Source organism: Methylobacterium isbiliense, from assembly GCF_022179325.1.
Taxonomy (GTDB): Bacteria; Pseudomonadota; Alphaproteobacteria; order Rhizobiales; family Beijerinckiaceae; genus Methylobacterium; species Methylobacterium isbiliense.
On sequence record NZ_BPQQ01000060.1, the window covers coordinates 36,026 to 58,715 of the forward strand.

At 72.8% G+C, this 22,690-nt stretch carries 21 protein-coding genes; 7 read left to right on the plus strand and 14 right to left on the minus strand.

All coding sequences use genetic code 11. From position 1 onward, the window contains the following. Positions 1-57 precede the first annotated feature (57 nt). The 5 genes from fmdA to MFF61_RS23620 all read left to right on the plus strand — a co-directional run bounded on the left by fmdA (position 58) and on the right by MFF61_RS23620 (position 5,430). Positions 58-1,287 carry a formamidase gene (gene fmdA, locus MFF61_RS23600; RefSeq protein ID WP_238239890.1) on the plus strand — a complete coding sequence of 410 codons (1,230 nt, stop codon included), beginning with the start codon at positions 58-60 and terminating at the stop codon, positions 1,285-1,287. Position 1,288: 1 nt separating this feature from the next. After that, positions 1,289-1,603, plus strand: coding sequence for an FmdB family zinc ribbon protein (locus tag MFF61_RS23605; RefSeq protein WP_238239894.1), 315 nt, complete (start codon positions 1,289-1,291; stop codon positions 1,601-1,603). Between the two features lie 84 nt (positions 1,604-1,687). Further along, a complete protein-coding gene (locus MFF61_RS23610; RefSeq protein ID WP_238239895.1) occupies positions 1,688-2,734 on the plus strand; it encodes an aliphatic amidase in 1,047 nt (348 codons plus the stop codon). Positions 2,735-3,052: 318 nt separating this feature from the next. Next, the gene (locus MFF61_RS23615) at positions 3,053-3,850 is read left to right on the plus strand and encodes a CbbQ/NirQ/NorQ/GpvN family protein (protein ID WP_238239898.1); all 798 of its coding nucleotides are present in this window, start codon (positions 3,053-3,055) and stop codon (positions 3,848-3,850) included. Continuing rightward, entirely contained in the window at positions 3,847-5,430 is a 1,584-nt protein-coding gene (locus tag MFF61_RS23620) for a nitric oxide reductase activation protein NorD (RefSeq protein WP_238239899.1), read from the plus strand. Before MFF61_RS23615 ends, MFF61_RS23620 begins: the two co-directional genes overlap by 4 nt. 107 nt (positions 5,431-5,537) lie before the next feature. Here MFF61_RS23620 and MFF61_RS23625 read toward each other — a convergent pair whose 3' ends face one another. From MFF61_RS23625 to MFF61_RS23675, 11 genes are all read right to left on the minus strand, one after another. Next, on the minus strand, positions 5,538-6,275 hold the full coding sequence (locus MFF61_RS23625) for a hypothetical protein (RefSeq protein ID WP_238239901.1): 738 nt from the start codon (positions 6,273-6,275) through the stop codon (positions 5,538-5,540). Between the two features lie 217 nt (positions 6,276-6,492). Beyond that, on the minus strand, positions 6,493-7,218 hold the full coding sequence (locus MFF61_RS23630; protein WP_238239903.1) for a hypothetical protein: 726 nt from the start codon (positions 7,216-7,218) through the stop codon (positions 6,493-6,495). A 16-nt stretch (positions 7,219-7,234) separates the two neighbouring features. Continuing rightward, positions 7,235-7,756 carry a hypothetical protein gene (locus MFF61_RS23635; RefSeq protein WP_238239905.1) on the minus strand — a complete coding sequence of 174 codons (522 nt, stop codon included), beginning with the start codon at positions 7,754-7,756 and terminating at the stop codon, positions 7,235-7,237. A gap of 63 nt (positions 7,757-7,819) precedes the next feature. Next, on the minus strand, positions 7,820-8,431 hold the full coding sequence (locus MFF61_RS23640; protein WP_238239906.1) for an HdeD family acid-resistance protein: 612 nt from the start codon (positions 8,429-8,431) through the stop codon (positions 7,820-7,822). Between the two features lie 120 nt (positions 8,432-8,551). Next, positions 8,552-9,982 carry a TAXI family TRAP transporter solute-binding subunit gene (locus MFF61_RS23645; protein ID WP_238239907.1) on the minus strand — a complete coding sequence of 477 codons (1,431 nt, stop codon included), beginning with the start codon at positions 9,980-9,982 and terminating at the stop codon, positions 8,552-8,554. Then, a complete protein-coding gene (locus MFF61_RS23650; protein WP_238239909.1) occupies positions 9,982-10,395 on the minus strand; it encodes a hypothetical protein in 414 nt (137 codons plus the stop codon). The genes MFF61_RS23645 and MFF61_RS23650 overlap by 1 nt, the downstream gene beginning before the upstream one ends. A gap of 303 nt (positions 10,396-10,698) precedes the next feature. After that, on the minus strand, positions 10,699-11,184 hold the full coding sequence (locus MFF61_RS23655) for a hypothetical protein (RefSeq protein WP_238239912.1): 486 nt from the start codon (positions 11,182-11,184) through the stop codon (positions 10,699-10,701). Between the two features lie 46 nt (positions 11,185-11,230). Continuing rightward, positions 11,231-11,548, minus strand: coding sequence for a hypothetical protein (locus MFF61_RS23660; RefSeq protein ID WP_238239914.1), 318 nt, complete (start codon positions 11,546-11,548; stop codon positions 11,231-11,233). 20 nt (positions 11,549-11,568) lie between these two features. After that, entirely contained in the window at positions 11,569-13,005 is a 1,437-nt protein-coding gene (locus MFF61_RS23665) for an MBOAT family O-acyltransferase (protein WP_238239924.1), read from the minus strand. Then, positions 12,986-14,161 (minus strand): GDSL-type esterase/lipase family protein, encoded by a 1,176-nt coding sequence (locus MFF61_RS23670; RefSeq protein WP_238239927.1) that lies wholly within the window; start codon positions 14,159-14,161, stop codon positions 12,986-12,988. The genes MFF61_RS23665 and MFF61_RS23670 overlap by 20 nt, the downstream gene beginning before the upstream one ends. 188 nt (positions 14,162-14,349) lie before the next feature. Further along, positions 14,350-15,144 (minus strand): SGNH/GDSL hydrolase family protein, encoded by a 795-nt coding sequence (locus MFF61_RS23675; RefSeq protein WP_238239932.1) that lies wholly within the window; start codon positions 15,142-15,144, stop codon positions 14,350-14,352. 521 nt (positions 15,145-15,665) lie between these two features. Here MFF61_RS23675 and MFF61_RS23680 point away from each other — a divergent pair. Beyond that, a complete protein-coding gene (locus MFF61_RS23680; RefSeq protein ID WP_238239933.1) occupies positions 15,666-17,537 on the plus strand; it encodes a tetratricopeptide repeat protein in 1,872 nt (623 codons plus the stop codon). A gap of 524 nt (positions 17,538-18,061) precedes the next feature. Next, a complete protein-coding gene (locus tag MFF61_RS23685; protein WP_238239934.1) occupies positions 18,062-19,039 on the plus strand; it encodes a tripartite tricarboxylate transporter substrate binding protein in 978 nt (325 codons plus the stop codon). A gap of 68 nt (positions 19,040-19,107) precedes the next feature. Here the strand turns inward: MFF61_RS23685 and MFF61_RS23690 are convergent, their stop codons facing one another. Genes MFF61_RS23690 through MFF61_RS23700 form a run of 3 tightly spaced genes read right to left on the minus strand, consistent with a single transcriptional unit; the run spans position 19,108 to position 22,678 of the window. Continuing rightward, positions 19,108-21,189, minus strand: a complete 2,082-nt coding sequence (locus MFF61_RS23690; protein ID WP_238239935.1) for an acetate--CoA ligase family protein — start codon at positions 21,187-21,189, stop codon at positions 19,108-19,110. After that, on the minus strand, positions 21,186-21,548 hold the full coding sequence (locus tag MFF61_RS23695; RefSeq protein ID WP_238239936.1) for a Zn-ribbon domain-containing OB-fold protein: 363 nt from the start codon (positions 21,546-21,548) through the stop codon (positions 21,186-21,188). Before MFF61_RS23695 ends, MFF61_RS23690 begins: the two co-directional genes overlap by 4 nt. After that, positions 21,545-22,678, minus strand: coding sequence for a thiolase family protein (locus MFF61_RS23700; RefSeq protein ID WP_238239937.1), 1,134 nt, complete (start codon positions 22,676-22,678; stop codon positions 21,545-21,547). The genes MFF61_RS23695 and MFF61_RS23700 overlap by 4 nt, the downstream gene beginning before the upstream one ends. Between the last annotated feature and the right edge of the window lie 12 nt (positions 22,679-22,690).

The following is a 22,690-nucleotide window of genomic DNA, read 5'->3' on the forward strand; positions in this document are numbered from 1 at the left end:
GCGCCGGGCCGGGAGCGCCTGCCTTCGATCCAACCCCGAACGAGGAGCCGAGAGGACATGCCCGAGACCCTGATCAAGGTCGATCTCACCCAGTCGGCCTACGAGAACGACATGGTGCACAACCGCTGGCACCCGGACATCCCGATGGTCGCCATGGTCAAGCCGGGCGACGATTTCATCATCGAGACCTACGACTGGACCGGCGGCTTCATCAAGAACAACGACTCGGCCGACGACGTGCGCGACATCGACCTGTCGATCGTGCACTTCCTGTCCGGCCCGGTCGGGGTCGAGGGCGCCGAGCCCGGCGACCTGCTGGTCGTCGACCTCCTCGACATCGGGGCGAAGCAGGAGTCCCAATGGGGCTTCAACGGCTTCTTCTCGAAGCAGAACGGCGGCGGCTTCCTCACCGACCACTTCCCGCTGGCGCAGAAGTCGATCTGGGACTTCGAGGGCCTGTTCACCAAGTCGCGCCACGTGCCGGGCGTGCGCTTCCCCGGCCTGATCCATCCCGGCCTGATCGGCTGCCTGCCCGACCCGAAGCTGCTCTCGACCTGGAACGAGCGCGAGACGGCGCTCATCGCCACCAACCCGACGCGGGTGCCCGGCCTCGCCAACCCGCCCTTCGGCCCGACAGCCCATATGGGCCGCCTCACCGGCGAGGCGAAGGACAAGGCGGCGGCGGAAGGCGCGCGGACCGTCCCGCCGCGCGAGCACGGCGGCAATTGCGACATCAAGGACCTGTCGCGCGGCTCGAAGATCTACTTCCCGGTCTACGTGCCGGGCGCCGGCCTCTCGATGGGCGACCTGCATTTCAGCCAGGGCGACGGTGAGATCACCTTCTGCGGCGCCATCGAGATGGCCGGCTGGGTGCACCTCAAGGTCGATCTCATCAAGGGCGGCATGGCCAAGTACGGGATCAAGAACCCGATCTTCAAGCCCTCGCCGATCACCCCGCGCTACGACGACTACCTGATCTTCGAGGGCATCTCGGTCGATGAGAGCGGCGGCCAGCACTATCTCGACGTGACGGTGGCGTACCGGCAGGCCTGCCTCAACGCGATTGAATACTTAAAAAAATTCGGCTATTCGGGGGCGCAGGCCTACTCGATCCTCGGCACCGCGCCGGTCCAGGGCCACGTCTCGGGCGTCGTCGACGTGCCGAATGCCTGCGCGACGCTCTGGCTGCCCACCGGCATCTTCGAGTTCGACATCAACCCGAGTGCGGCCGGGCCGACGCAGTTCCTCGACGGCTCGATCCAGATGCCGATCTCGCCGGACAAGTAAGATGCCGGTCTACGACTACGCTTGCCAAACCTGCGGCCCCTTCACGGTGCTGCGCCCCATGGCGCAGTTCCGCGATCCGCACGATTGCCCGGATTGCGGGGAGGCCTGCGAGCGGGCCTTCCTGACCGCGCCGCGGCTGTCCGGCATGGATGCGGCCACGAAGACCGCGCATGCCACCAACGAGCGCAGCCGCCACGCCCCCCGCCGCAGCCACGGCGCCGGCTGCGGCTGCTGCGCGCCCAAGGCCAAGGCGGCCGCCGCGCCCGCAACTGCGAAAAGCTTCCCGGCCGCGCGGCCGTGGATGATCAGCCACTGAGGGCACGCCAGGGAACCCCTCTCCCAAACGGCAGAGGGGATCCCGCGTCGTCCTCGACAATCCTGAAGCAGACGGGAGAACGCCATGCATCACGGTGACATTTCCAGCAGCCACGACAGCGTCGGCGTCGCGGTCGTCAACTACAAGATGCCGCGGCTGCACACGAAGGCGGAGGTGCTGGAGAACTGCCGCAAGATCGCCGACATGGTGGTGGGCGTGAAGGCCGGTCTGCCGGGCCTCGACCTGATCGTCTTCCCCGAATACTCGACGCACGGCATCATGTACGACGCCGCCGAGATGTACGAGACCGCCTCGGTGATCCCCGGCGAGGAGACCGCGATCTTCGCCGAGGCCTGCCGCAAGGCGAAGGTCTGGGGCGTCTTCTCGCTCACCGGCGAGCGCCACGAGGAGCACCCGCACAAGGCCCCCTACAACACCCTCATCCTGATGAACGACAAGGGCGAGATCGTCCAGAAATACCGCAAGATCATGCCCTGGGTGCCGATCGAGGGGTGGTACCCGGGCGACTGCACCTACGTCTCGGAGGGGCCGAAGGGCCTCAAGGTCAGCCTGATCATCTGCGACGACGGCAACTATCCGGAGATCTGGCGCGACTGCGCGATGCGCGGGGCCGAGCTGATCATCCGCTGCCAGGGCTACATGTACCCGGCCAAGGAGCAGCAGATCCTGATGTCGAAGGCGATGGCCTTCGCCAACAACGTCTACGTGGCGGTGGCGAACGCCTCGGGCTTCGACGGCGTCTACACCTATTTCGGCCACTCGGCGCTGGTGGGCTTCGACGGGCGCACGCTCGGCGAGTGCGGCGAGGAGGAGAACGGCATCCAGTACGCGGCGCTCTCGAAGTTCCTGATCCGCGACGCGCGCCAGCACTGGCAGTCGGAGAACCACCTCTTCAAGCTGCTCCACCGCGGCTACACCGGCATGATCAACTCCCGCGAGGAGCGGCACGGGCTGTCGGCCTGCCCGTACGACTTCTACCGCCGCTGGATCGAGGACCCCGACGGCACCCGCGACGCGGTGCGCGGCATCACCCGCGCGAGCGTCGGCACGCCCGAATGCCCGATCGAGGGCATCCCGCTCGTCGGCGAGGGGGCGGCGGCGCACCGGTAGGCGGGCGCTTTCCACCCTCTGCCCTTTCAGCAGGGCTGTCCGGGGAAAGAGAAGGCAGGGGATGTCCTCCTCTCCCGGCGGGCGGGGAGAGGGCTGCGTCCCCGTTCAGGGGATGCAGCAAGCTGCGAATCCGGCTCCTCCCCCTCACCCTCGCTCCGGCATCCGCCTGCGCTCCTTTCGCCCCCACCGAGGGGGCGAAAGCCTCTCCCCGCCCGCGGGGAGAGGGGACACCCGCGCATCCTCCTTATCCCCGCGCAGCCGGGCCTGCGCGGGGGAGGCGGATAGGCGACCTCCCTCGAACGACCTCCGGACGCCCCTGTGCTCAGCGACTACCTCATCCGCACCGAACCCTATTACCGCCCCGTCGGCGACGAGGTCTCGCTCTTCACGGCCGCCTGCGCGGCGCGGCTGCCGATGATCCTCAAGGGGCCGACGGGCTGCGGCAAGACCCGCTTCCTCGAGCACATGGCCTGGCGGTTGCGGCGCCCGCTCGTCACCATCGCCTGCCACGAGGACATGAGCGCCCCCGACCTCGTCGGGCGCTGGCTGCTCGATGCGGGCGGCACGGTCTGGCACGACGGGCCGCTGACCCGGGCGGTGCGCTTCGGCGCCATCTGCTACCTCGACGAGGTGGTGGAGGCGCGGCCCGACACGCTGGTGGCGATCCACCCGCTCACGGATGCCCGGCGCATGCTGCCGCTGGAGCGCAGCGGCGAGGTGGTGCCGGCCCATCCCGACTTCCTGCTCGTCGTCTCCTATAATCCCGGCTACCAGGCGCTGCAGAAGGACCTCAAGGAATCCACCAAGCAGCGCTTCGGGGCGCTGGCCTTCACGTATCCGGAGCCGGGCGCCGAGGCCGAGATCGTCGCGCACGAGGCGGGCGTGGACGAGGGCTGCGCGACGCGCCTCGTGCGGGTCGGCGCGGCCTCCCGCGCCCTCGTCGCCGAGGGGCTCGCCGAGGGGGCCTCGACCCGGATGCTGATCCATGCCGGACGCCTGATCGCGGGCGGGATCGGCTTCGCGCCCGCCTGCACCCTCGCGGTGGCGACGCCGCTCTCCGACGACCCGGCCCTGCGCGACGCGCTCGCCGCGGCCATCGCCGCGCAGGTGCTGTGAGCCCGGAGGGCGAGCGGCGGCGCGCGGCGCTGCTGCGGGCGCTGTGGGGCCGCGCCGACCCGGTCTCGACCCTGCCCCCGCCCGAGCCCGGCGGTCCGGCGCAGCGCCCGAGCTTCGACGAGGACGGGATCCGGCTGCCGCACGGGGCCGCCCCGGTCCGAGCGGCCGATGACCGCCTCGCCGAGGCGAGCCTCGCGCATATCGGCGCCCACCTCGCCCACGGCGGCGGGCGCTTCGCGGTCGGGCGCCTGAGGCCCGCGCAGGTCGCCCTCGTCTCGCTGATCGAGGATGCGCGGGTCGAGGCCCTGGCCCTGCGCGAGCGGCCGGGGCTGCGGCGGCTCTGGCTGCCCTTCCACGACGCCGAGCCCGGCCCCCGCACGGCCCCGGCCCTGATGGCGCGTCTCGCCCGCGCGCTCCTCGACCCCGAGAGCGACGACCCGGACGGCTTCGTGGCCAAGGGCCGGGCCCTGTTCTTCGCCGATCCCGCCGCCTGGACCGACCCGGCCCTGAGCCGCCGCATCGGCGACCGGCTCGGCAACGACCTCGGCCAGATGCGCCTGCCCTTCAGCCCGCGCACCTGGGTCGTCGAGCCGGCCTACCGCGACGACCATGCCGGCCTGTGGGAGCGGCCGGAGGCGGAGGCCGCCGCCCGCCCGCAGCCGAGCCCCGGCGATGCCGCCGCGACCGCCCGCGCGGCGGGGGCCGACGCGCCGCCCGAACCCGCGGGCCGGGTGTGGCGCTACCCCGAATGGGACCATCGGATCCGCTGCGCCCGGCCCGACTGGGCGAGCGTGCGCGAGGAGGAGCCCGCGCCCGGCACGGCCCTGGCGGTCCCGCCCGATCCGCGCCTCGGCCAAGCCCTGCGGCGCCTGCGCGCCCACCGCGCCGTCAGGCTCAGGCGGCAACTCGACGGCGACGACCTCGATCTCGCCGCGGCGATCGATGCCGTCGCCCGGATCCGCTCCGGCCGCCCGCCCGACGCGCGGCTGTACGCCCGCATCCGCCGCGACGCCCCGTCCCGGCCGGTGCTTCTCCTCATCGATGCCTCGCTGTCGACGGCCGATCCGGCGCCGGGCGGCGGCCGTCTGATCGACGCGGCCCGGGGCATCGCGCGCGCCCTCATCGGCACGCTCCCGCGCCTCCACGTCCCGTGCGCGGTCATGGCCTTCCGCTCCGCCGGGCGCCACGACGTGCGTGCGCGCTGGATCAAGCGCTGGAGCGACACCCCGGAGGTGGCCGCCGGGCGCTTGGCCGGGCTCGAACCCGGCGGCTCGACGCGGCTCGGCGCCGCCCTGCGGCATGCGGGCCGCGCCCTCCCTCCGGGGCCGAGCCTGATGCTGGTCGTCACGGACGGCGAGCCCTCCGACATCGACATCCACGATCCGGCCTACCTCGTCGCCGATGCCCGGGAGGCCTGCCGGAGCCTGGCCGGTCGCGGCGTCACCGTCCTCGGGCTGGCCCTGACCCGGACACAACCCGACGCCCTCGCGCAGATCTGCACCAGGGCGCGCTGCATCGTCGTCCAGAATGCCGGGCAGCTGTGGCGACTGGTCGAGACCCTCGCAACGGCCGACCTCTGAGGATCCGGGAGCGGCCGCCCGCTGCGCGCCTCTCCCGCTGCCGATCGCGTCGGCCGGTCGTCCGCCCCGAAGCGCGGCATCGAGCGCGGGGGCGCGCCGGCATGCGATCAGACGCCGGCCCGCTCGGACCCGGTCTGTCCGGCGCGCCGGAGCGGGGCGGTCGCTACGGCGCCGGTCTCGCGCCCATCGACCTCGGGCGCGAACGCATCCTCGCCCTGCCTCACAGCCCGGTCGTGCGATGCGCCACCGCGGCTCAGCAGGATCGCCCGCAACCTCGCATCGCCCAGGATCCGGCCGAGCTCGCGGTAGGTGAAATAGGGGATCAGCGCGACCAGCAGGACCCAGGCGAGCGAGATCAGACCGAGCGGACCGCCGGCGATCTCAGGGAGGATCCGGCCCACGCCCTTCCCGTGCCAGAGACCCTCCAGCAGCTTCTCGAGGACGTAGGCGACGACGAGGACCGCCGAGAAGATCGATGCGCGATACAGGATGGACGTGATGACGCGTCTCTCCTGCGCACGGCGCGCGACGACGGCCGATCCCACGCCCGCCGCCTCGGCGATCAGCATGATCTTGGCGAAGACCAGGGCATTGATCAGGCCGAGAGCGTAGAAGTGGTAGCTCGGGTAATGCGGAACGTCCTGGTCGAAGCGGGCGTAGATGTTGAGGCTGAAGATGATCAGCGTCCCGAAAACGACGATCAGGTAGAGCGCGAACCAGAGATAGCGCTCCGCCTCGTCGAGGACGCGGCGGCGGAGGGTGGGCGCGGCCTGTCCCGCGGTCTCGCCCCCAGGCGGCGTCCGCGAGGCGATCGGGGGTTCGGTTCGCGATGACGGCGAGGTCATGATCCGTCTCCGAACGAGGGACCGACGGGCGCTGGCGCCGCGGCGGATCCGGTCGGCATCGTCCGGGTCCATCGGCGCGAGCCACGATCCGGCGGCGGAGGAGCCCGCGAGGCGTTCTGTGCGCCGCGACGGCGGTCCGCCGCGGCGCATCGGGCGTTCGGGCACGGGGGCTGCGTCCTCTCGGTCCGGTTCGTCGCTCCCCCGCGCCCGATGCGGCTCAGGCCGCCTCGCGCCGCTCCTGCAGGAGGCGGGCGAGCAGCAGCCGGCGGATCCGGCGGCGGCGCAGGAGGTCGCTGCCGATGATCAGGCGCAGGATGCGGCGGTCGCGGTCGCCGCTCTCCTCGCCCTCGTGCTCGCCCTCGCCGAGCGGCTCGTCCTCCGCGCCGCGCCGGTCCCGCAGGAGGTGGGCCAGGAGCAGCCGCCGCAGCCGCCGGCGATGGAGCAGCTCGCTGCCGATCAGCAGGCGCAGGATGCGGCGCTCGTCGCGGCCGCCCTCCTCGCCCTCCTCGCCGATGTCCTCGTCCTCGCCCTCGCTTCGCTCCTTCAGGAGATGCGCGAGCAGCATGCTCCGGACCCGCTGGCGGCGCAGGAACCGGCTCGCGATCAGCAGGCGCAGGATATGGCGGTCGCCGCCCTCGTCCTCCTCGTCCTCGGAGCCGAACTCCTCTTCGTCCGGGCCGCCCCGCTCGTCCTGCAGATGGGCGATCAGCTGGCGGCGCATGCGCCGGCGGCGGGCCAGGCGGCTGGAGAGGGGAAGGCGCAGGATGCCGCTGTCCTCCTCGCCGTCCTCCTCGCCCTCGTCCTCGAAGATCTCGTCCTCCTCACCCGTGCGCTTCTCGCGCAGGAGGTGAGCCAGCAACAGGCGGCGCATGCGGTTGCGGCGCAGGATGCCGCTGCCGACGAGGGCCTTGGCGAGATCATCGTCACGCGCTGTGGTGGCCATGGTCATCTCCCTGTTCTCACGCGTCTGGACCGAGGGGAGCGGTGGGGCCGGCACGCTCGTCCCGTGCGGCGGCCGCCTCGTCGGGGCGGGGCCGCAGGCCGTGCCGGATCAGGGTCTCGACGATGGCGCGCCCGACGACGTCGCGCCGCATCAGGCCCGCGGCCGGGCCGTCGTCCATCAGGGGCTTGAGGATGAGGCGGCGCAGGCCCGCGTCGGCCGCATCGTCCGGCCCTTCGTCCTCGTCGTCGCCCAGCATGCAGGCGATCCCGGCCTCGAAGGCCCGTTCGATCAGGGACTCGACGGGCTCCTCACCGGCCCCGGAGGACAGCGCGAGCCGCTCCCCCTCGGAGAGATCGCGACGCTCGTCGGCCGCGCCGACGGTCTCGATCCGGATCACCGCGCCGGTGCTCAGGTCGAGGGTGAAGGCGAGACGGGCCGGGCGCGAGGCCGAGGCGGAGCCGGGCCGATCCGCGGCCGGTCTGCGGGATTTCCTGTGCGCCTGGGCCGCGCCGCCTGCGGGGCCGTTCGCATGGGCCATGGGTCTTCCTCCGGTTCTCGCTCCCCTCCGTCCGCCGGCGACACCCGGGGCCGGGGCGGGCGATCAATGGGCCGGCAGGCCGGATCCCCGGGCCGGCATGGCCGCGGCGGCAGGCCGGCCCCGCGCCAACCCGATCCAGCACCAGGACAGCCCGGCCGCGATCAGCTCGCACGACACGAGCAACCCGATCGCCCACAGCCCCGACCAGGGCCATTGCGCCAGGATGGCGGCCCCGAGGATGCCGGAGAGCACGGCGAGCAGGATGATTCCGGTGCGGGAGCCGCGCACCTCATGGGTGACGGCCCAGACGATCCGGACGAGGCCGGAGGCGACCAGGACGAGGCCGAGCACCAGGGTGAGGGCGAGCGACGCGTCGAGGGGGCGAACGATCGCGTAGAGGCCGCCGAGGAGATAGAGGATCCCGGCCGCGATCCGGATCGCACGGGCCTGCCACGGCTCGCTCTCGCCGGGCCTCGCCGCCGCTTCGGCGATCTCTCCGAGGCCGGCCACCAGCAGGAGCACGCCGTACCAGAGGGTGCTGGCGATGGTGAACGCCAGGGTCAGGGAGAGGCCGAGCAGGCCGAGCGCCAGCAGAAGGGCGCCGACCGCGATCAGCCACCAGCGGCCGCGCGCCGCGCCGGCCGACGCATCCCGAGGGCTCATCGTGCTGCTCATGCGCCACCTCCGCCGCGCGTGCGGCTGACCAGCGGGCCGGCCACGGAGCCTACGGCAGGCAGGATGCGGTGCTTGATTGGACAGGACAGCCCGCCTCGCTTCGACCGGGACGGCCCGGATTCACTGGGCCGCAACGAGGGGTGCCGCAGGCCGCGACCCCGATTCGAGGATCGACCGCCGCTTGTCGAGGGCGTGCCGCGCATGCGCGAGGGCCGTCGCGAAGGCGGATTGCCGGTCGGCGTCGCCGCTCTCGGGAGACCGGCCCAGCACCGCCGCGACGAGGCCGTGGAAGTCGGCCTCGAGGGCGGCGAGCCCGGGAAGGTCGGCGCGCGAGGCTTCGTCGGCGATCTCGACCAGCCGCCGGATCGGCCGCCAATCCGCCTCCGACCGGCGCCGGCTCCAGTACGCCGTCGCGGCGGCGAACAGCGAACCGGCAAGGCTGATGATCAGGCCGCCGATGGTGAAGTACTGCTGCACCTGATCGAAGAAGCTCTGATCGCCGCTGCTGAGATACGCGGACACGCCCGGATGCACGGGCAGGATCGGGCTCTTGTCGTCGGGATCGGGGGCCTCGATCTGGTTGGCGAGCGGCGTGACCGCCATGAGCTTGGCCTTGGTGGTCAGGATCGACCGGGCGATGGCCGCCGCGACGACGTTGGGCATCCATTCCGGCGCCACGAACCGGTAGGTGACGGCGAGCGTCGTGACCGTGTCGCCCGGCGTGGCCGGCCGCGCGCGGAACGCACCGGCGGGCACGTCGAACGCCTCGAAGCCGGGAAAGCGCTTGCCGATCGTCTCGGCCTCGTCGAGGGCGAGGATCCCCGGCGTTCCCTTGGTGGCGCGTGCCACAGCGGCCACGACGTCGACGATCTCGCCCGGTGCCACCGGTCCGACCGCGAGCACGGCCGCGACCCGCTTCTGCTGGACGGCCCGCGCCAGCTCGTCCACCGGCAGGACCATCCGGCCGACCTCCTTCAAAGGCACGTCGAAGTAGCCGAGCACGGTGTCGAGGATCCTGGCATTGTCGGCCTGGAGCGGCCCGGCCGGGATGCCGACCGTCTTCCCCGCAAGGCCCGCGACGGACTCGACCCGGCTGTGGGGCGGCAGCACGAGGGCGACTACGTCCCGCCGCAGGATCACCACGGTCTGGCCGTTGGCGGGCGGCGCCACGTCGCTGCGCACGATGGCGAGGTCGGTCCGCCCCTCCTCCAGCGCCCTGGCGCTCGCCGCGAGGTCGTTCGCCTGGACCAGGTCGAGGGTGACGCGGGGATGCTGGGCCTTCGAGACGGTGGCGAAGGCCGCGATGAAGCGCTGGGCGGTGCTTCCCGGCGGGCCGGTGGTCACGCGCAGGTTGGCGTGCGGCGACCAGAGATGCGCGATCGCGAAGCCCGCGGCGAGGCAGAGCAGCACGCCGACCGCCAGGGCGACGCGCCCCCAGCGGCCCCGCCGGCGTACGACGGCGGCCGATCCGGGAACGGCCGGGTGCCGATCCCCCGGGGCGGTGTCCGGCCGGGGGCGGTCGGGCCGCGCGGCGGCGACCGGGCCGCCCATCACTCGGTCGCCGGCGCGGGCTGCCGTTCGGCCGGGCAGCGCCGATAGTTGCGCAGGCTCTGGAAATCCCCGCCGAGCGCCACCACGTCGCCGTCCCGTGCGAGCAGGATGAGGTTCGCCGCCGATTGCGGAGCCCCGCCTTCGGCCGTGCAGCGCATGTGCGCGGAGTAGATCGAGCCGGTGCGGCCCGCCGTCTCGTCGACCCAGAGGATCGCGCAGGTCGCGTCGGGCTGCGTGTAGCTCGATCCCGTGATGGCGAGGGCCGGCCGGCCGTCCTGGCCGCACGGCTGGTCGATGAGCGTCCATTGCCCCCAGAAGGCTTCCGGGACGGTCCTGTGGCGCTTGATGTCCGCGGTGGCGGTCCCGGGTAGCGCGAGGAGCAGCGCGACGGCGGCAGGACCCATGAGGCGCATGGCGTTCCCTCGTCTCTGGCCGGCGGCCCGCACGGCCGCACCGCTCGGCCGGACCGGCGTGGCGCCGCCGAGCCGCTCCGCTTACTGAGCCTCAAACGGTCGAGCGTCGCTTGATCGGGCAGGACAGCGTCCGCCTCCGCGTCGTGGTCGGCCGCGCGCGACCCGTGCCGCCTCGCCGTCCTGCCGGTCCCGAGGGATCGGACGGCGGGACGCTCGCTTCACCGCGCAGCAAGAAATTCCAGGGCCTTCTCCGCCGATGAGGACCCACCGTCGCCGCCATCGGTCCCCTCTCGTCGGTTCCCGTCACGCGCCCATCCGGCCCCTGATCTCCCGGGCCAGGGCCGCGTAGTCGCGCGGATGGATGCCGTCGCGCCCGGCCGCGAACCGGACCGTCTGCACGCCGTGGGCCGCGGCCCACGGCTCGACATAGGCGCGCGCGGCGTTGGCCGGCAGGATCAGGATCAGCCGCCGCCCGGCCTTCGCGGCGACGGCGGCCAGAGCGCCCATGACGCGGGCCTCGGATTGCGCCCGCTGCGCCGCGCCGATGCCGCGCGGAAAGTCGTTGCTCCCGAGGGAGGCGACGGTCCAGTGGCCGCCGGACATCACCCGCGCGGCCACCGCGGACGACCCGAGGCCGACTTTCGCAGAGGTCGTGCAGACCCCTTTCAGGGCGAGGCCGACGCCCACGCCGATGCTGTCGCCGACGACCACGCAGGCCGCCTGGGCTCCCGCACAGAGCCATCCGCCGAGGACGAGCGCCGCGGCGGTGTGCACGAGGACACGGTTCATGGTGCTGCCCCTGGTTTCGCGAGACCGCCGTCGGTGCAGTGCCCGATCAATCCGGCTTGCGGGTGAGCTGCTTGCCCAGGTCGCGGACCTGCCCCGAGATCCCGGCGACGCCCAACCCCTCCGAGATCGCGACCAGACGGGCCGTGCCGCTCTGGGCGACGGCCACGACCGGGTTCGGCTCGAACTCGTCGAGCCACGCGGCCAGCGCCTGCGGGTAGGCGACGGCGAGCAGCGCGCAGGTGCCGTAGACGAGCGCGACGGCCCGGCCGACCGGCCCGGACGGGCGCGCGGCGGCCGTCGCAGTGGCGAGGGGGTGGAGCAGATCCTGCGCCGGCAGGGCGGCGTGCGGGCTCATGGCGGACATGACGGTGTCTGGCTTTCCGGTCAGAAGGCGAAGTAGATGAAGGGGGCGATGCCGGAGGGCGACAGCATGGTCACGGACCAGATCGCGAGACCGGCGAATCCGACCTGCGCGGCGAGATGGACCCGCCGGTAGGTGGCGTTCGCCCACCCGTAGGCCGCCAGCGGCAGGAGCTGGGTCAGGAACCCGAGCAGCATCAGGACGATCACGAGCGGCGTGGCGGTGACGGGCGCCGCGTGGCCGGTCCTCACGACGATGGTGGTGAGGTAGTCGACGGCCGTGCCGACATCCGCGGCGCGGAAGAAGACCCAGGCCACGCAGACGAAGTGGAACACGAGCAGGAAGCGGATCGTCTGCCCGGCCTCCGAGCGCAGGAACGCCCGGAACCGGCCGTTCGCGTCCGTCGACTCGCGCAGCAGGCGCTCGCCCGCGAGGCCGAAACCGTGGAGGGCGCCCCAGACGACGAATTGCAGGCCCGCCCCGTGCCAGAGGCCGCCGAGCACCATCGTCACGATCAGGTTGCGGTAGGTGCGCCAGCGCCCGGCCCGGCTCCCGCCGAGCGGGACGTAGAGGTAGTCGCGCAGCCACGTGGACAGGGTGATGTGCCAGCGATGCCAGAAGTCCTGCAGGGAGAGCGCGCTGTAGGGCTGGTCGAAGTTCCGCGGGAAGCGGTAGCCGAGGAGCGCGGCCACGCCGATGGCGATGTCGGTGTAGGCGCTGAAATCGCAGTAGATGACCACCGCGTAGGCGTACATCGCGAGGATCAGGTCGACGCTCCCGTACCCTTGCGGATGGGTGAAGACCGGGTCGACGAACAGGATCGAGAGGTGGCTGGCGACGACCACCTTCTTGAACAGGCCGCCGAGGATCAGCAGCGCGCTCCGGCCGAGGTCGATCTCCCGCGAGTCGCAGGGCCTCGACAATTGCCCGAGGAACTCGGCCGCCCGGACGATCGGACCCGCCACGAGGTGGGGGAAGAAGGCGATGTAGAGCAGCAGGTCGACGAGCGAGCGCGAGGCCTCGACCTTCCGGCGGTGGACATCGACCACGTAGGAGATGCCGTGGAAGGTGAGGAAGGAGATCGCGACGGGCACCGCGAGGCCGGTGCTGCCGCCCCCGACCGCCACCCCGACGAGGTTGCCCAGGGCCTGCACCTGAGCCGACACGAAATCGGCGTACTTGAAGAAGCAGAGCGGGATCAGATTGCAGACCACCGCGATGCCGACCAGGATCTTCCGCAATCCCGCCGTCGCGGAGCGGCCGATCAGCAGGCCGAAGGCATAGTTGAGCACGGACGACAGGAACAGGAGGAGCAGGAACGGCACGCTCCAGAAGCTGTAGAAGACGTAGCTGGCCAGGACCAGCATCGCCTTCTTGAGCTCGTTGCGCCGGTTGAGCAGCCACGTGCAGGGCAGCACGAGCATGAAGAACAGGGCGAATTCAATGGTTGGGAACAGCATGGTCGCCTCGGAGCAGCGCCTTGACCTGCGGCTCGATGAACGTCGCGAACGCCTGACCGCCGACACGGTAGCCGGCGCGCGTGAAGTGGATGCGGTCCTTCGCCATCAACGGGGGGTCCGCGGCCAGCCATCGCGCCGCCCCGCACCCGGCCGGCATCAGGGCCCACCAGTCCCAGAAGGCGATCCCCTCATGGGCGGCGAGGCGCCGCTGCACCTCCCGCACAGCGCCGAGCTGCGGCGGCCGGGCCGGACAGGTCTCGCTGCCGGCCGAGGCCGTCTCCTGCGCCGGCGCGGCGGCAGGACAGGCAGGGGCGTCGGGAGCGGGCTTGCAGGGGGACGGGACCCGTTCGGCCTGGGGCGGCCCGACCATCACCAGCCGCGCCCGCGGCGTGGCCCGGCGGATCGTGCGGATCACGCCCGCGTAGCGGTCACGGTAGGCGGCCGGATCGAGAGCGTCGTTGAACCCCTCGTTGGTGCCGAAGGCGAGCACGACGATGTCGGGCGCCAGTCGGCGAAGGGTGTCCACCAGGGTCCGGGCCGGGATCCGGCCGAGGATCTCGACCGTCGCGCCGGGATAGCCGACGGCCCCATACTCGATGCCTCCGTCCGACCGCCGGATCGTCATGCCGGAGACCGTCACCGGCTTGGCGGCAATCGTGCGGATCACGAGCCGCCGGAAGGCCGCCAAGCCGCCGGGCGCCTCGGCCCGCAGGACGACCGGGCCGGCCTCCGCCGCCGCCAGGGAGGCCGACAGCAGGGGAGTGTCGTCGGCCTCGACCGAGATCGAGCCGGCATCCACGCCGGTCCGGGCCTCGATCTCGACGAACGAGTAGGGCATCGGCGTCTCGGCCGTGACGCTCAGGGTCTCCCCGGCCGCGCTCGTGCTCGCGGTGTATCCCGACAGGCCGAACCCGTCCGGCGACGTCGCCCGCTGCAGGCTTGCATAGGTCCAGCCCTGGCTCGCGGCGACCTTCACCTGCGTGCTGCGCACGCCGGGATGGGGCGATCCGACGGGCAGGACGCCTGCGCCGCCGGCACCGTACCGCTCCTGCAGGGCCTGCCGGACCGCACCCGTGAACTGATCGGCCGCGGTGTGGCTGTCGCCGATCTGCAGGATCGACAGCCCCCTGCGGGTGCCACGGAGCGGTTCGGCCATCGCGCCTCGGTCCCGGGACGCCGGGGCGTCGGGCGCCTGCCCCCTCGCGTCCCGCGGGCTCGGGGCGACCCCGCCGGCCGGCGCGGGTGGGTTGGTGCTCCCGGCCGGAAGGACCAGGGCGAGCGCGAGCGGCAGGAGGAGCGCGCCCCCCGCCGCGGCCGGAAGGCCGTATCCGCGCCCGCCGAGGCTCACAGCTTCGCCTGATGCTGGCAAGGATAGCCCACGGCGATGCCCTGCTCCTTCAGGACGCCGGTCACGGTGCGCAGCAGGTACGCCGCGAGCACGTCGTAGCCCGCCGCCGTGAAGTGGATGCCGTCCGGTGCGCGGATCTGGACCTGAGCACCCTTGAGATCGGGCCCATAGGGCTGGAACACGTCGGCGCCGGACGCCGCCTGCTTCCAGGGCTCGACGTAGCGGACCTTCGGGTTGCCCAGTCCCCTGATCGCCTCGGCATAGACGGCGTTCTTCTCGGTCGCGTCGTCCTGGCTGACCTTGTCGCGCAGAACCGGGAGGCCGATCCACAGAACGCCGGCCCCCTCCGCGGCGAGGTTCCGCAGTAGGGCCTGGGACAGCTCCGCGTAGCGGCTGCGCCACGCCGCCGTGCCGAGGTCGAAGCGGGCCCGGCTCGTGTCCACGATGGATTGCCGGTCGTTCAGGCCGAGGGAAACCACGACGAGGGTCGGCTTCGCCCGCGCGACCACCGCCCTGCTCTCGGCGACCCAGTCGAACTTGGCCGGGCGGGTCAGGCCCGTGCCGTTCTGGGCATGCCGTCCGAGCCTGATCCGGGATCCGAGGCAGGCCTCGCGCGAGAGCAGCCGCACGGCGCCGCCCCACATGCCGTCGGACAGGGAATCGCCGACGAAGGCGATGCGGATCTCGTCGGGACCCGCCAGGGCCGGAACCGGCCCGACCGCTCCCGCGACCGACAGAAGAGAAGCCAAACCGCCCACGAGCGAGCGGCGCGACAGGAGTACGGTCTTCACGATGGTCCCCTGATCCGGTTCGGGCGGACGAGATCCGCCCGGATCTTCGAGATGAGCAGGATTTGCTGGCTGCCGGCAGGCCAGTATCGCTGCCGACATTGCCGCTTGCTGTAATCTTGTCGGTGATCCCTGCGGACCCGGATCGCAGTCCATCGCCCCCGGAGCGGCAGGCCGCCCGGGGCCATACTCTGGGCAGTCACCATAAATTGACGTTAATGGTCATGGTTTACGATCAGTTGACGCGATCGCCTCTAGGAGAGGCTGGCCGGCGACGCGCCGTTCCGGCGCCGGGCGGGAGACGAGCCCGTCGCGCGAGGTCGACCGTGGCGGCGCGAACGATCGACAGCGTCAAGGTCGACGCCCGTCGTCGTCCCCGCCGGGGCCTGACGCGTCTGCACCCGCCCTCGTGTTCGTGGTCATCCTCCACACCCCTGCTGCCCGGGCAGTCTAATGATTGTAGTTGTCACCTGCGGGCCGATGCGAAAGCTGGGCGCCGGCCCGCACGACCCTTGGAGGCCCGGATGACCCATCCCGTCATGCAGCGTCGGCGCTCGATCGGGCACGCTCTCCTGATCACGACGGTGATGTGGGGCGCTGCCGGCGCAGCGACGGCATGCCCTCTCGGTAGCCATCACGGCCCGCGCGCGAGGCTGCTCCAGAGCCTCGCCCAGTCCAATCATCCCGCCGCCAGGCCGAAGATGGTGACCGCGCAGGCCCAGCACCCCGCGCATCCGGCTCCGCCGGCCCGCACCGAACTCGGCTCCTACCATCGCGACCTGCCGAAGGGCGCCGCCGCGCCGACGACCTCGCAGCGGCCGCCCCTCCACGACAATCTCGGCCGGCTCGTCTGGGCCGCGGCGCAGCCCTCCCATCCGGAGGCACGCGCCTACTTCGATCAGGGCTACCGGTTCGCCTGGGCCTTCAACCACGCCGAAGCCGCCCGCGCCTTCCGGGCCGCGCAGGAGCTGGATCCCGGTTGCGCCATGTGCTTCTGGGGCGAGGCCTGGGTGCTCGGCCCGCACATCAACTTCCCGGTGGAGCCGGATGCCAACGCCCGGGCGCTCGTCGCCCTGGCGGCCGCACAGCGCCTCGCACCCGTGGCGGGCCCCCTGCAGGCGGCTCTCATCGAGGCGCTGTCCCGCCGCTATGCGGGCGACGCGACGGCGGACCGCAAGGCGCTCGACCAAGCCTATGCGGAGGCCATGAAGGCGGTGCAGGCCCGCTTCCCCGACAGTCCGGACGTCGCGCTCCTGACCGCCGATGCGCTGATGAACCTGACCCCCTGGGACTACTGGGATGACGGCGGCAGGACGCCCAAGGGTGAGACCGCGCGCATGGTGGAACTCATCGAGGGCGTGCTCGGCGACCGGAAGCTGGACGGTCTCGTCGCTGCACCCGATCATCCCGGCGCCATTCACCTGTACATCCACGCCGTCGAGGCCTCCGACCGGCCTGAGCGGGCGGTTGCGCACGCGCAGCGGCTGGAAGCCCTGATGCCGGGAGCCGGACACCTCGTGCACATGCCGAGCCACATCTGGTACCGGGTGGGCCGCTGGCGCGAGAGCCTGGAGGCCAACCTGCAGGCCGCCGCCGCCGATGAGGCGATCGTCCGCCAGGGCGGCGCGAGCCTGCTGTATTCCGAGGCCTATTACGCCCACAACGTCCACTTCGTGCTCGCCTCCGCGTTGATGGGGGGCGACGGGTCCACGGCCGTCGCCGCGGCGGAGAAGCTCGCCGGCATCGTGTCGGACCGGGCCAAGCGCGAGGTGCCGTGGACGCAGCCGATCGCGGCCGCTCCCTACACCGCCCACGCGCGCTTCTCGTCGCCCGAAACGGTGCTGGCCCTGCCCGAACCGGACGCGGGCTTCCCGTTCGTGAATGCCACGTGGCGCTACGCACGCGGCGTTGCCCTGGCGCGCCTCGGACGCGCCGACGAGGCGAGAGCCGAAGCGGCGGTGATCGGCCGGTTGGCGCAGACGCCGGAGGTCACCGGGCTCGCCGCCGCGGGCGTTCCGGGCGCGGAGGTCCTGACCCTCGCCGAGACGGTGATCGAGGCCCGCGTGGCCCAGAAGGCCGGCGATCATGCCGCCTCGGCCACCCTGTTCGGCAAGGCCGCGGAGATCCAGGACCGGCTGCCCTACATGGAGCCGCCGTTCTGGTACTACCCGGTGCACCAGTCGCTCGGCGCGGCTCTGCTGGCCCAGGGACGGCTCGACGACGCGGAAAAAGCCTTCCGCACCGCCCTGGAGCGTGCGCCGAACAACGGCTGGGCTGCCGCCGGATTGCTGCGTGTCGCGGAGCAGCGCGGCGACCCGCGCGGGATCGAGGACGCCAAGCAGCTGATGAAGGGCAACTGGTTCGGCGGCGCAGCGCCGCCTCTGGACCTGCTCTGATCCGCCGTCCCGGCGGGATCGCGCGCATCCAGCATGAGTTCGCTGGCCCGGCATTCGTTCGGCACCGTGGTCGCCGGCATCCCGCGCGGCGATGAGGCCCCGCATGGCCAGTGATCGGGAATGTCGTCGTCGATCGTCCCCTGCCTGCGGCCTGCGCCAAGTCGTTCCGTCTGATGAAACTTTTGTAGCTCGTCTCGGCTCTTCCGTGTTTCGCGGCGGATCAGGTCTAGACTGAACCCCGAACTCTGTTGACAGGTTCAAGGGGACGGGCAACCATCGTGGACAGAAGAGTCCGCGGCGGAACTCCCGCGCGGCCCGGCCCGGAGGACGCCCGATGTTTCGTTCCGTCATGCGGACCTGCGCGAGGCGGGTCGAGGCCCGGTGACCATCGTCACGGGCGTCGCTGGCGGCCTCGGGACCCTCACGCCACGACGGATGATCCGGTGCCGATCGGCAGCGCCCCGCGCGTCGGCGCCGCGTTCGAACCGGTCGGGCTCACGAGACAGCAGGGAGGATTGTTCGCCATGATGCGACGCCGCGATTTCGTCGCCGGTCTCGCCGGAGCCGGCGCGCTCGCGTCGGCCCCCCGCCCGGCCCGCGCCACCGCATGGCCCGCCCGGCCGATCAGCGTGGTGGTGCCCTACCCGCCCGGCGGCTCGACGGACATCACCGCCCGGATGGTGGGCGAGCGCCTCTCGGCGATCCTGGGGCAGCGCCTCGTCATGGACAACCGTCCGGGCGCCGGCGGCAATCTCGGCCTGGAGGTCGTCGCCCGTGCGGCGCCCGACGGCTACACGCTCGGCGTCGCCACGACCGCGCACGCAATCAACATGACGCTGTTCCGCAAGCTCAACTACGACACGCTGCGGAGCTTCGAGCCGGTGGCGCTGCTCACCGAGAATCCCCTCGTCCTGGTGGTGCCGGCCGCGGCCGCCTCGCGCAGCGTGCACGACCTCATCGCGGCCGCGAAGGCCAAGCCCGGTGCCCTGAACTACGCCTCCTCGGGCCTCGGCCAGTCGACCCACCTCGCGGCCGAACTCTTCGCCTCGATGGCCGGGATCAAGCTCACGCACGTCCCCTATCGCGGCAGCGCGCCCGCGATCACCGACGTGATGGCCGGGCAGGTCGACCTGATGTTCGACACTACGCAATCGGTGCTGCCGCATGTCGAGGGCGGTCGGGTGCGGGCGCTGGGCATCACCTCGGCGGAGCGGCTGCCGATCGCCAGGGACATCCCGACGATCCGGGAGGCGGCCCTGCCCGACTACGTCGCCATCGCCTGGAACGGGCTCGTCGCGCCGAAGGGCACCAGTCCCGACATCGTCCGGCGCCTCAACGCCGAGGCGGTGCGGGCGCTGCAGGAGCCTTCGATCGCCGACAAGTTCGCGGCTCTGGGCGCCACCAGCCGTCCGCTCGCCCCGGAGGCCTTCGGCGCCTTCATGGCCGACGAGATCGCGAAGTGGGGCGCGGTCGTGAAGCAGTCGGGCGCCACGCTCGACTGACGCGCCGCCGAGGTCGGCAGCCGGCCCGGGTTGCGCGCGCCCGGCGCGGCTCCCCGCGGGCGCCGGCGTCAGTCCGCCGGGTCGCGCACGACGATCACCGCGTCCAGGGCGAGGCAGGCGGTCTCGTCCGTGCCGACCAGGATCGGGTTGACGTCGAGGCTGTCGATCGCCGGATCCTCCATCAGGCGCCCGACCGCGCAGACGGCCGCCACGAAGGCGTCGAGCGCGAAGGGCGGCTCGCCCCGCACGCCCGCCAGGATCGGGGCGATGCGCAGGCGCGCGAGCGCCGCACGCACCGCCTCCGGACCGAAGGGCGGCAGCAGGATCTGCGAGTCCGGCAGGGCCTCGACGTAGCGGCCGCCGTCGCCGATCACCACCACGGGTCCGAAGCTCGGGTCGCGATGGGCGCCGATCAGCAATTCGCGGCGGCCTTGCACCATCGCGGCGACGATCACGCCCTCGTAGGCCGCGCCCGCCCGCGCGAGCCCGTCCCGGCAGGCCGCGACGGCGCGCGCGACCCCGTCCGGCTCACGCAGCCCCAGATGCACGAGGCCGAGATCCGACTTGTGCGGCACGTCGCGCGAGCAGCCCTTGACGGCCACCGGAGCGCCGAGCGCGTCGAGGGCCGCGACCGCCTCCTCGGCGCTGCGGCAGAGGCGGTGGGGCACCACCGGCAGCCCGGCGGCGGCGAGCCGCGCGAGGCTCTCGGCCTCGTTGAGGAGGCGCGCGGGTCCGGCGGGGGCTCGCCGCGGCGGCGCCGGGACGGCGGGGGCGGCCCGGGCGATCAGCTCGTGATGGGCGATGAACTGGTGCAGGGCCTGCACCGCCCCGCCCTCCGAGGCGAAGACCGGCAGGCCCTGGTCGCGGAAGGCCGCGGCCACGCCGGGCTGGGGCGCGTTCACCACCACGGGCTTGCCGGTCTCGGCCGCGAAGGCGGCGGCGTCGCGCGCGAAGGCCGGCACGTCGTAGCCCTGGCCCGCCACCGGCACGCCGATCAGGAAGGCGTCGGCGGACGGGTCGGCGGCGATCACCGGCAGGATCTCGCCGAACAGGCGGCTGTTCGTCAGCAGGGCCGCCGTGATGTCGACCGGGTTGGCGGTGGCCGCGAAGCTCGGCAGGATGGTGCGCAGGCGCGCCTGGGTGTCCGCCGCGAGCGGTTCGAGCGGCATGCCGACCGCGCTCGCCGCATCGGCCGCCAGCACGCAGGTCGCGCCCGAGTTGCTGATCGCCACGAGGCGCCGCCCCGCCGGCCGCCAGCCCTTCAGGTAGAGTTCGGCCGCCGCCACGAGGTCGCCGGTGTCGCGGGCGCGCCAGATGCCGTGCTGCTCCAGGAAGGCGTCCACCACCCGGTCCTCGTTGGCGAGGGCTCCCGTATGCGAGAGCGCGGCCGCCTGGCCCGCGGGCGTGCGGCCGGACTTGAGCGCGACGATCGGCAGGTCGCGCGCGCGGGCGACCGCCGCGGCCTGGGCGAGGTGGTGCGGGTCCGGGATGCTCTCGAGGTAGAGGAGGAGCAGGCGCAGGCCGGGATCCTCCGCCACGCTGGCGGCGAGTTCGCACACGGTCACGTCAGCGTCGTTGCCGGTGGCGTGGGCGTGGCGCACGCCGATGCCGCGCCCGCGCAGCAGCCCGTAGGGCACCACGCTCATGGCGCCGCTCTGGCTGACGATGCCGACCGGCCCGTCCGCGGGGGGCGCCTCGATGAACATGGTCGAGAAACTCGCCACCGCGCCGGTGCCGAAATTGGCGAGCCCCTGCGAGTTCGGCCCGACGACGCGCAGGCCGCGCGCGCGGGCCCGGGCTGCCATCTCGGCCTCGCGCGCCTTGCCGCCTGCGGTCTCGCCGAAGCCGGACGCCATCATCACCGCGACCTTGACGCCGACGGCCGCGCACTCGTCGAGGGCCGCCACCGCCGCCTCGCCGGGCACCGCGATGACGGCGAGGTCGGGGGCCTCGTCGAGGTCCGAGAGCCGCGGCACCGCCCTGAGGCCCTGCACCTCGCCGCGGTTCGGGTTGATCGGATGCACGGCGCCGCGGAAGCCGAAGCGCGACAGGTAGAGGAGCGGGCGCCCGCCGATCTTGTTGGGGTTCTCCGACGCCCCGATGACCGCGATGGAGCAGGGATCGAGAGCGGCTTTAAGGGACGCGGTCATGGGACGTCCTTGCGGAAGACGGGGATCAGCCCTTCGCCGAAGGGCGCGAAGTGGGCCGTGACGGGATCGCCGATGGCGAGGTCGCCCTCGCCGTGGGCCATCAGGCGGTATCCTTCCGCCGCATCGACGAGGAGGATCGTGTAGGGCGCGTGCGGGCGCAAAGCCGCGGAGGGCGCGCGGGCGACCGTGGTGAGCGCGTGGACCGTGCCCCGCCCCGAGGCCGCGCGCGTCTCGACCTCGGTCGCGCCGCAGGCCGGGCAGAAGCGGCGGGCGAAGGTCCAGCGCTGCCCGCAGGCGCGGCACTCCTGATAGGCGAGGCCGGGTTCGCCCCGCGTCCAGTCGGCGGCGGCGTGGCTCATGCGGCCTGCTCCAGAACGAGGCTGACGTGGGAGGAGAGCACGCCGCCGTCGCCGTGCAGCAGGGCGACGGCGGGCACCCGCCCCTGGCGGTCGCCGGCTTCCCCGCGCATCTGTCGCCACGCCTCGGCGAGATGCGCCATCGCGCCGCCGACGCCGCAATGGCCGTAGGAGAGAAGGCCGCCGTGGGTGTTGAGGGGCATCGGCCCGCCCGGCGCGAAATGGCCCTCGCGGGCGAGGCGTCCGGCCCCGCCCCGGGGCGCAAGTCCGATCTCCTCCAGCAGGATCGCCAGCGTGATGGTGAAGCTGTCGTAGATGCCCGCGTAGCCGATCTCCCCGAGGGTGCGCCCGGCCTGCGCGAGCGCCCGGGCGCTGCTGTCGCCCGCGCCGAAGCGGGTGAGCGAGGGCGCGGCGCTGACGTGCTGGTGGGTGTGGGCCTGGGCCGCCCCGGTGATGCGCACGCCGCCGCGCCCGGGGTCGCGGGCCACCACCACGGCGGCACCCCCGTCCGAGACCGGGCAGCAATCGAGGAGGCGCAGCGGCGTGGCGATCGGCTTGGAGGCGAGCACCTCCGCGGCCGTGACGGGCTCGCGCAGATGCGCGCCCGGATGCCGGGCGGCGTTCGCGCGCATCAGCACCGCGAGTTCGGCCAGATCCTCCGGGGGCGCGCCGTGCTCGTGGACGTAGCGGCTCGCGACGAGGCCGTAATAGGCCGGGATGGTCGGCCCGAGCGGCACCTCGTAGACCGGGTGCCCGACCTGGGCGAGGGTCTGCACCGCGCTGTCCCGGCTCTGGCCGGTGAGGCGGTTCTCGCCCGCCACCACGAGGATGCGCTCGGCCGCGCCCGCCCCGACCAGGAGATGGGCCAGCATCACCATGGCGAAGCCCGTCGCGCCCCCGAGCTGCACCGCGTGGGCGTAGGCCGGCGCGAGCCCGAAATGCTCGCAGAACACCGTCGAGAGCATCAGGTGCGGCAGCGTGGTGGAGTAGCCGCAGATCACGCCGTCGATCGCGCGCCGCTCCAGCCCGGCGCTCGCCAGCGCCTCGGTCGCGGCCTCGCTCATCAGGTCGAGGGTGGAGCGGCCCTCCAGGCGCCCGAACGGGGTCAGCCCGACCCCGGTGATCCAACTCATGCCGGGTCCTCC

What these genes read in the sequence shown, in the direction of transcription:
- MFF61_RS23625 (WP_238239901.1), bottom strand. Translation starts at nt 6,275, where the DNA reads ATGACCTCGCCGTCATCGCGAACCGAACCCCCGATCGCCTCGCGGACG.
- MFF61_RS23665 (WP_238239924.1), bottom strand. Translation starts at nt 13,005, where the DNA reads ATGCTGTTCCCAACCATTGAATTCGCCCTGTTCTTCATGCTCGTGCTG.
- MFF61_RS23630 (WP_238239903.1), bottom strand. Translation starts at nt 7,218, where the DNA reads ATGGCCACCACAGCGCGTGACGATGATCTCGCCAAGGCCCTCGTCGGC.
- MFF61_RS23640 (WP_238239906.1), bottom strand. Translation starts at nt 8,431, where the DNA reads ATGAGCAGCACGATGAGCCCTCGGGATGCGTCGGCCGGCGCGGCGCGC.
- fmdA (WP_238239890.1), top strand. Translation starts at nt 58, where the DNA reads ATGCCCGAGACCCTGATCAAGGTCGATCTCACCCAGTCGGCCTACGAG.
- MFF61_RS23685 (WP_238239934.1), top strand. Translation starts at nt 18,062, where the DNA reads ATGATGCGACGCCGCGATTTCGTCGCCGGTCTCGCCGGAGCCGGCGCG.
- MFF61_RS23680 (WP_238239933.1), top strand. Translation starts at nt 15,666, where the DNA reads ATGACCCATCCCGTCATGCAGCGTCGGCGCTCGATCGGGCACGCTCTC.
- MFF61_RS23660 (WP_238239914.1), bottom strand. Translation starts at nt 11,548, where the DNA reads ATGTCCGCCATGAGCCCGCACGCCGCCCTGCCGGCGCAGGATCTGCTC.
- MFF61_RS23645 (WP_238239907.1), bottom strand. Translation starts at nt 9,982, where the DNA reads ATGGGCGGCCCGGTCGCCGCCGCGCGGCCCGACCGCCCCCGGCCGGAC.
- MFF61_RS23650 (WP_238239909.1), bottom strand. Translation starts at nt 10,395, where the DNA reads ATGCGCCTCATGGGTCCTGCCGCCGTCGCGCTGCTCCTCGCGCTACCC.
- MFF61_RS23605 (WP_238239894.1), top strand. Translation starts at nt 1,289, where the DNA reads ATGCCGGTCTACGACTACGCTTGCCAAACCTGCGGCCCCTTCACGGTG.
- MFF61_RS23700 (WP_238239937.1), bottom strand. Translation starts at nt 22,678, where the DNA reads ATGAGTTGGATCACCGGGGTCGGGCTGACCCCGTTCGGGCGCCTGGAG.
- MFF61_RS23690 (WP_238239935.1), bottom strand. Translation starts at nt 21,189, where the DNA reads ATGACCGCGTCCCTTAAAGCCGCTCTCGATCCCTGCTCCATCGCGGTC.
- MFF61_RS23655 (WP_238239912.1), bottom strand. Translation starts at nt 11,184, where the DNA reads ATGAACCGTGTCCTCGTGCACACCGCCGCGGCGCTCGTCCTCGGCGGA.
- MFF61_RS23695 (WP_238239936.1), bottom strand. Translation starts at nt 21,548, where the DNA reads ATGAGCCACGCCGCCGCCGACTGGACGCGGGGCGAACCCGGCCTCGCC.
- MFF61_RS23670 (WP_238239927.1), bottom strand. Translation starts at nt 14,161, where the DNA reads ATGGCCGAACCGCTCCGTGGCACCCGCAGGGGGCTGTCGATCCTGCAG.
- MFF61_RS23610 (WP_238239895.1), top strand. Translation starts at nt 1,688, where the DNA reads ATGCATCACGGTGACATTTCCAGCAGCCACGACAGCGTCGGCGTCGCG.
- MFF61_RS23635 (WP_238239905.1), bottom strand. Translation starts at nt 7,756, where the DNA reads ATGGCCCATGCGAACGGCCCCGCAGGCGGCGCGGCCCAGGCGCACAGG.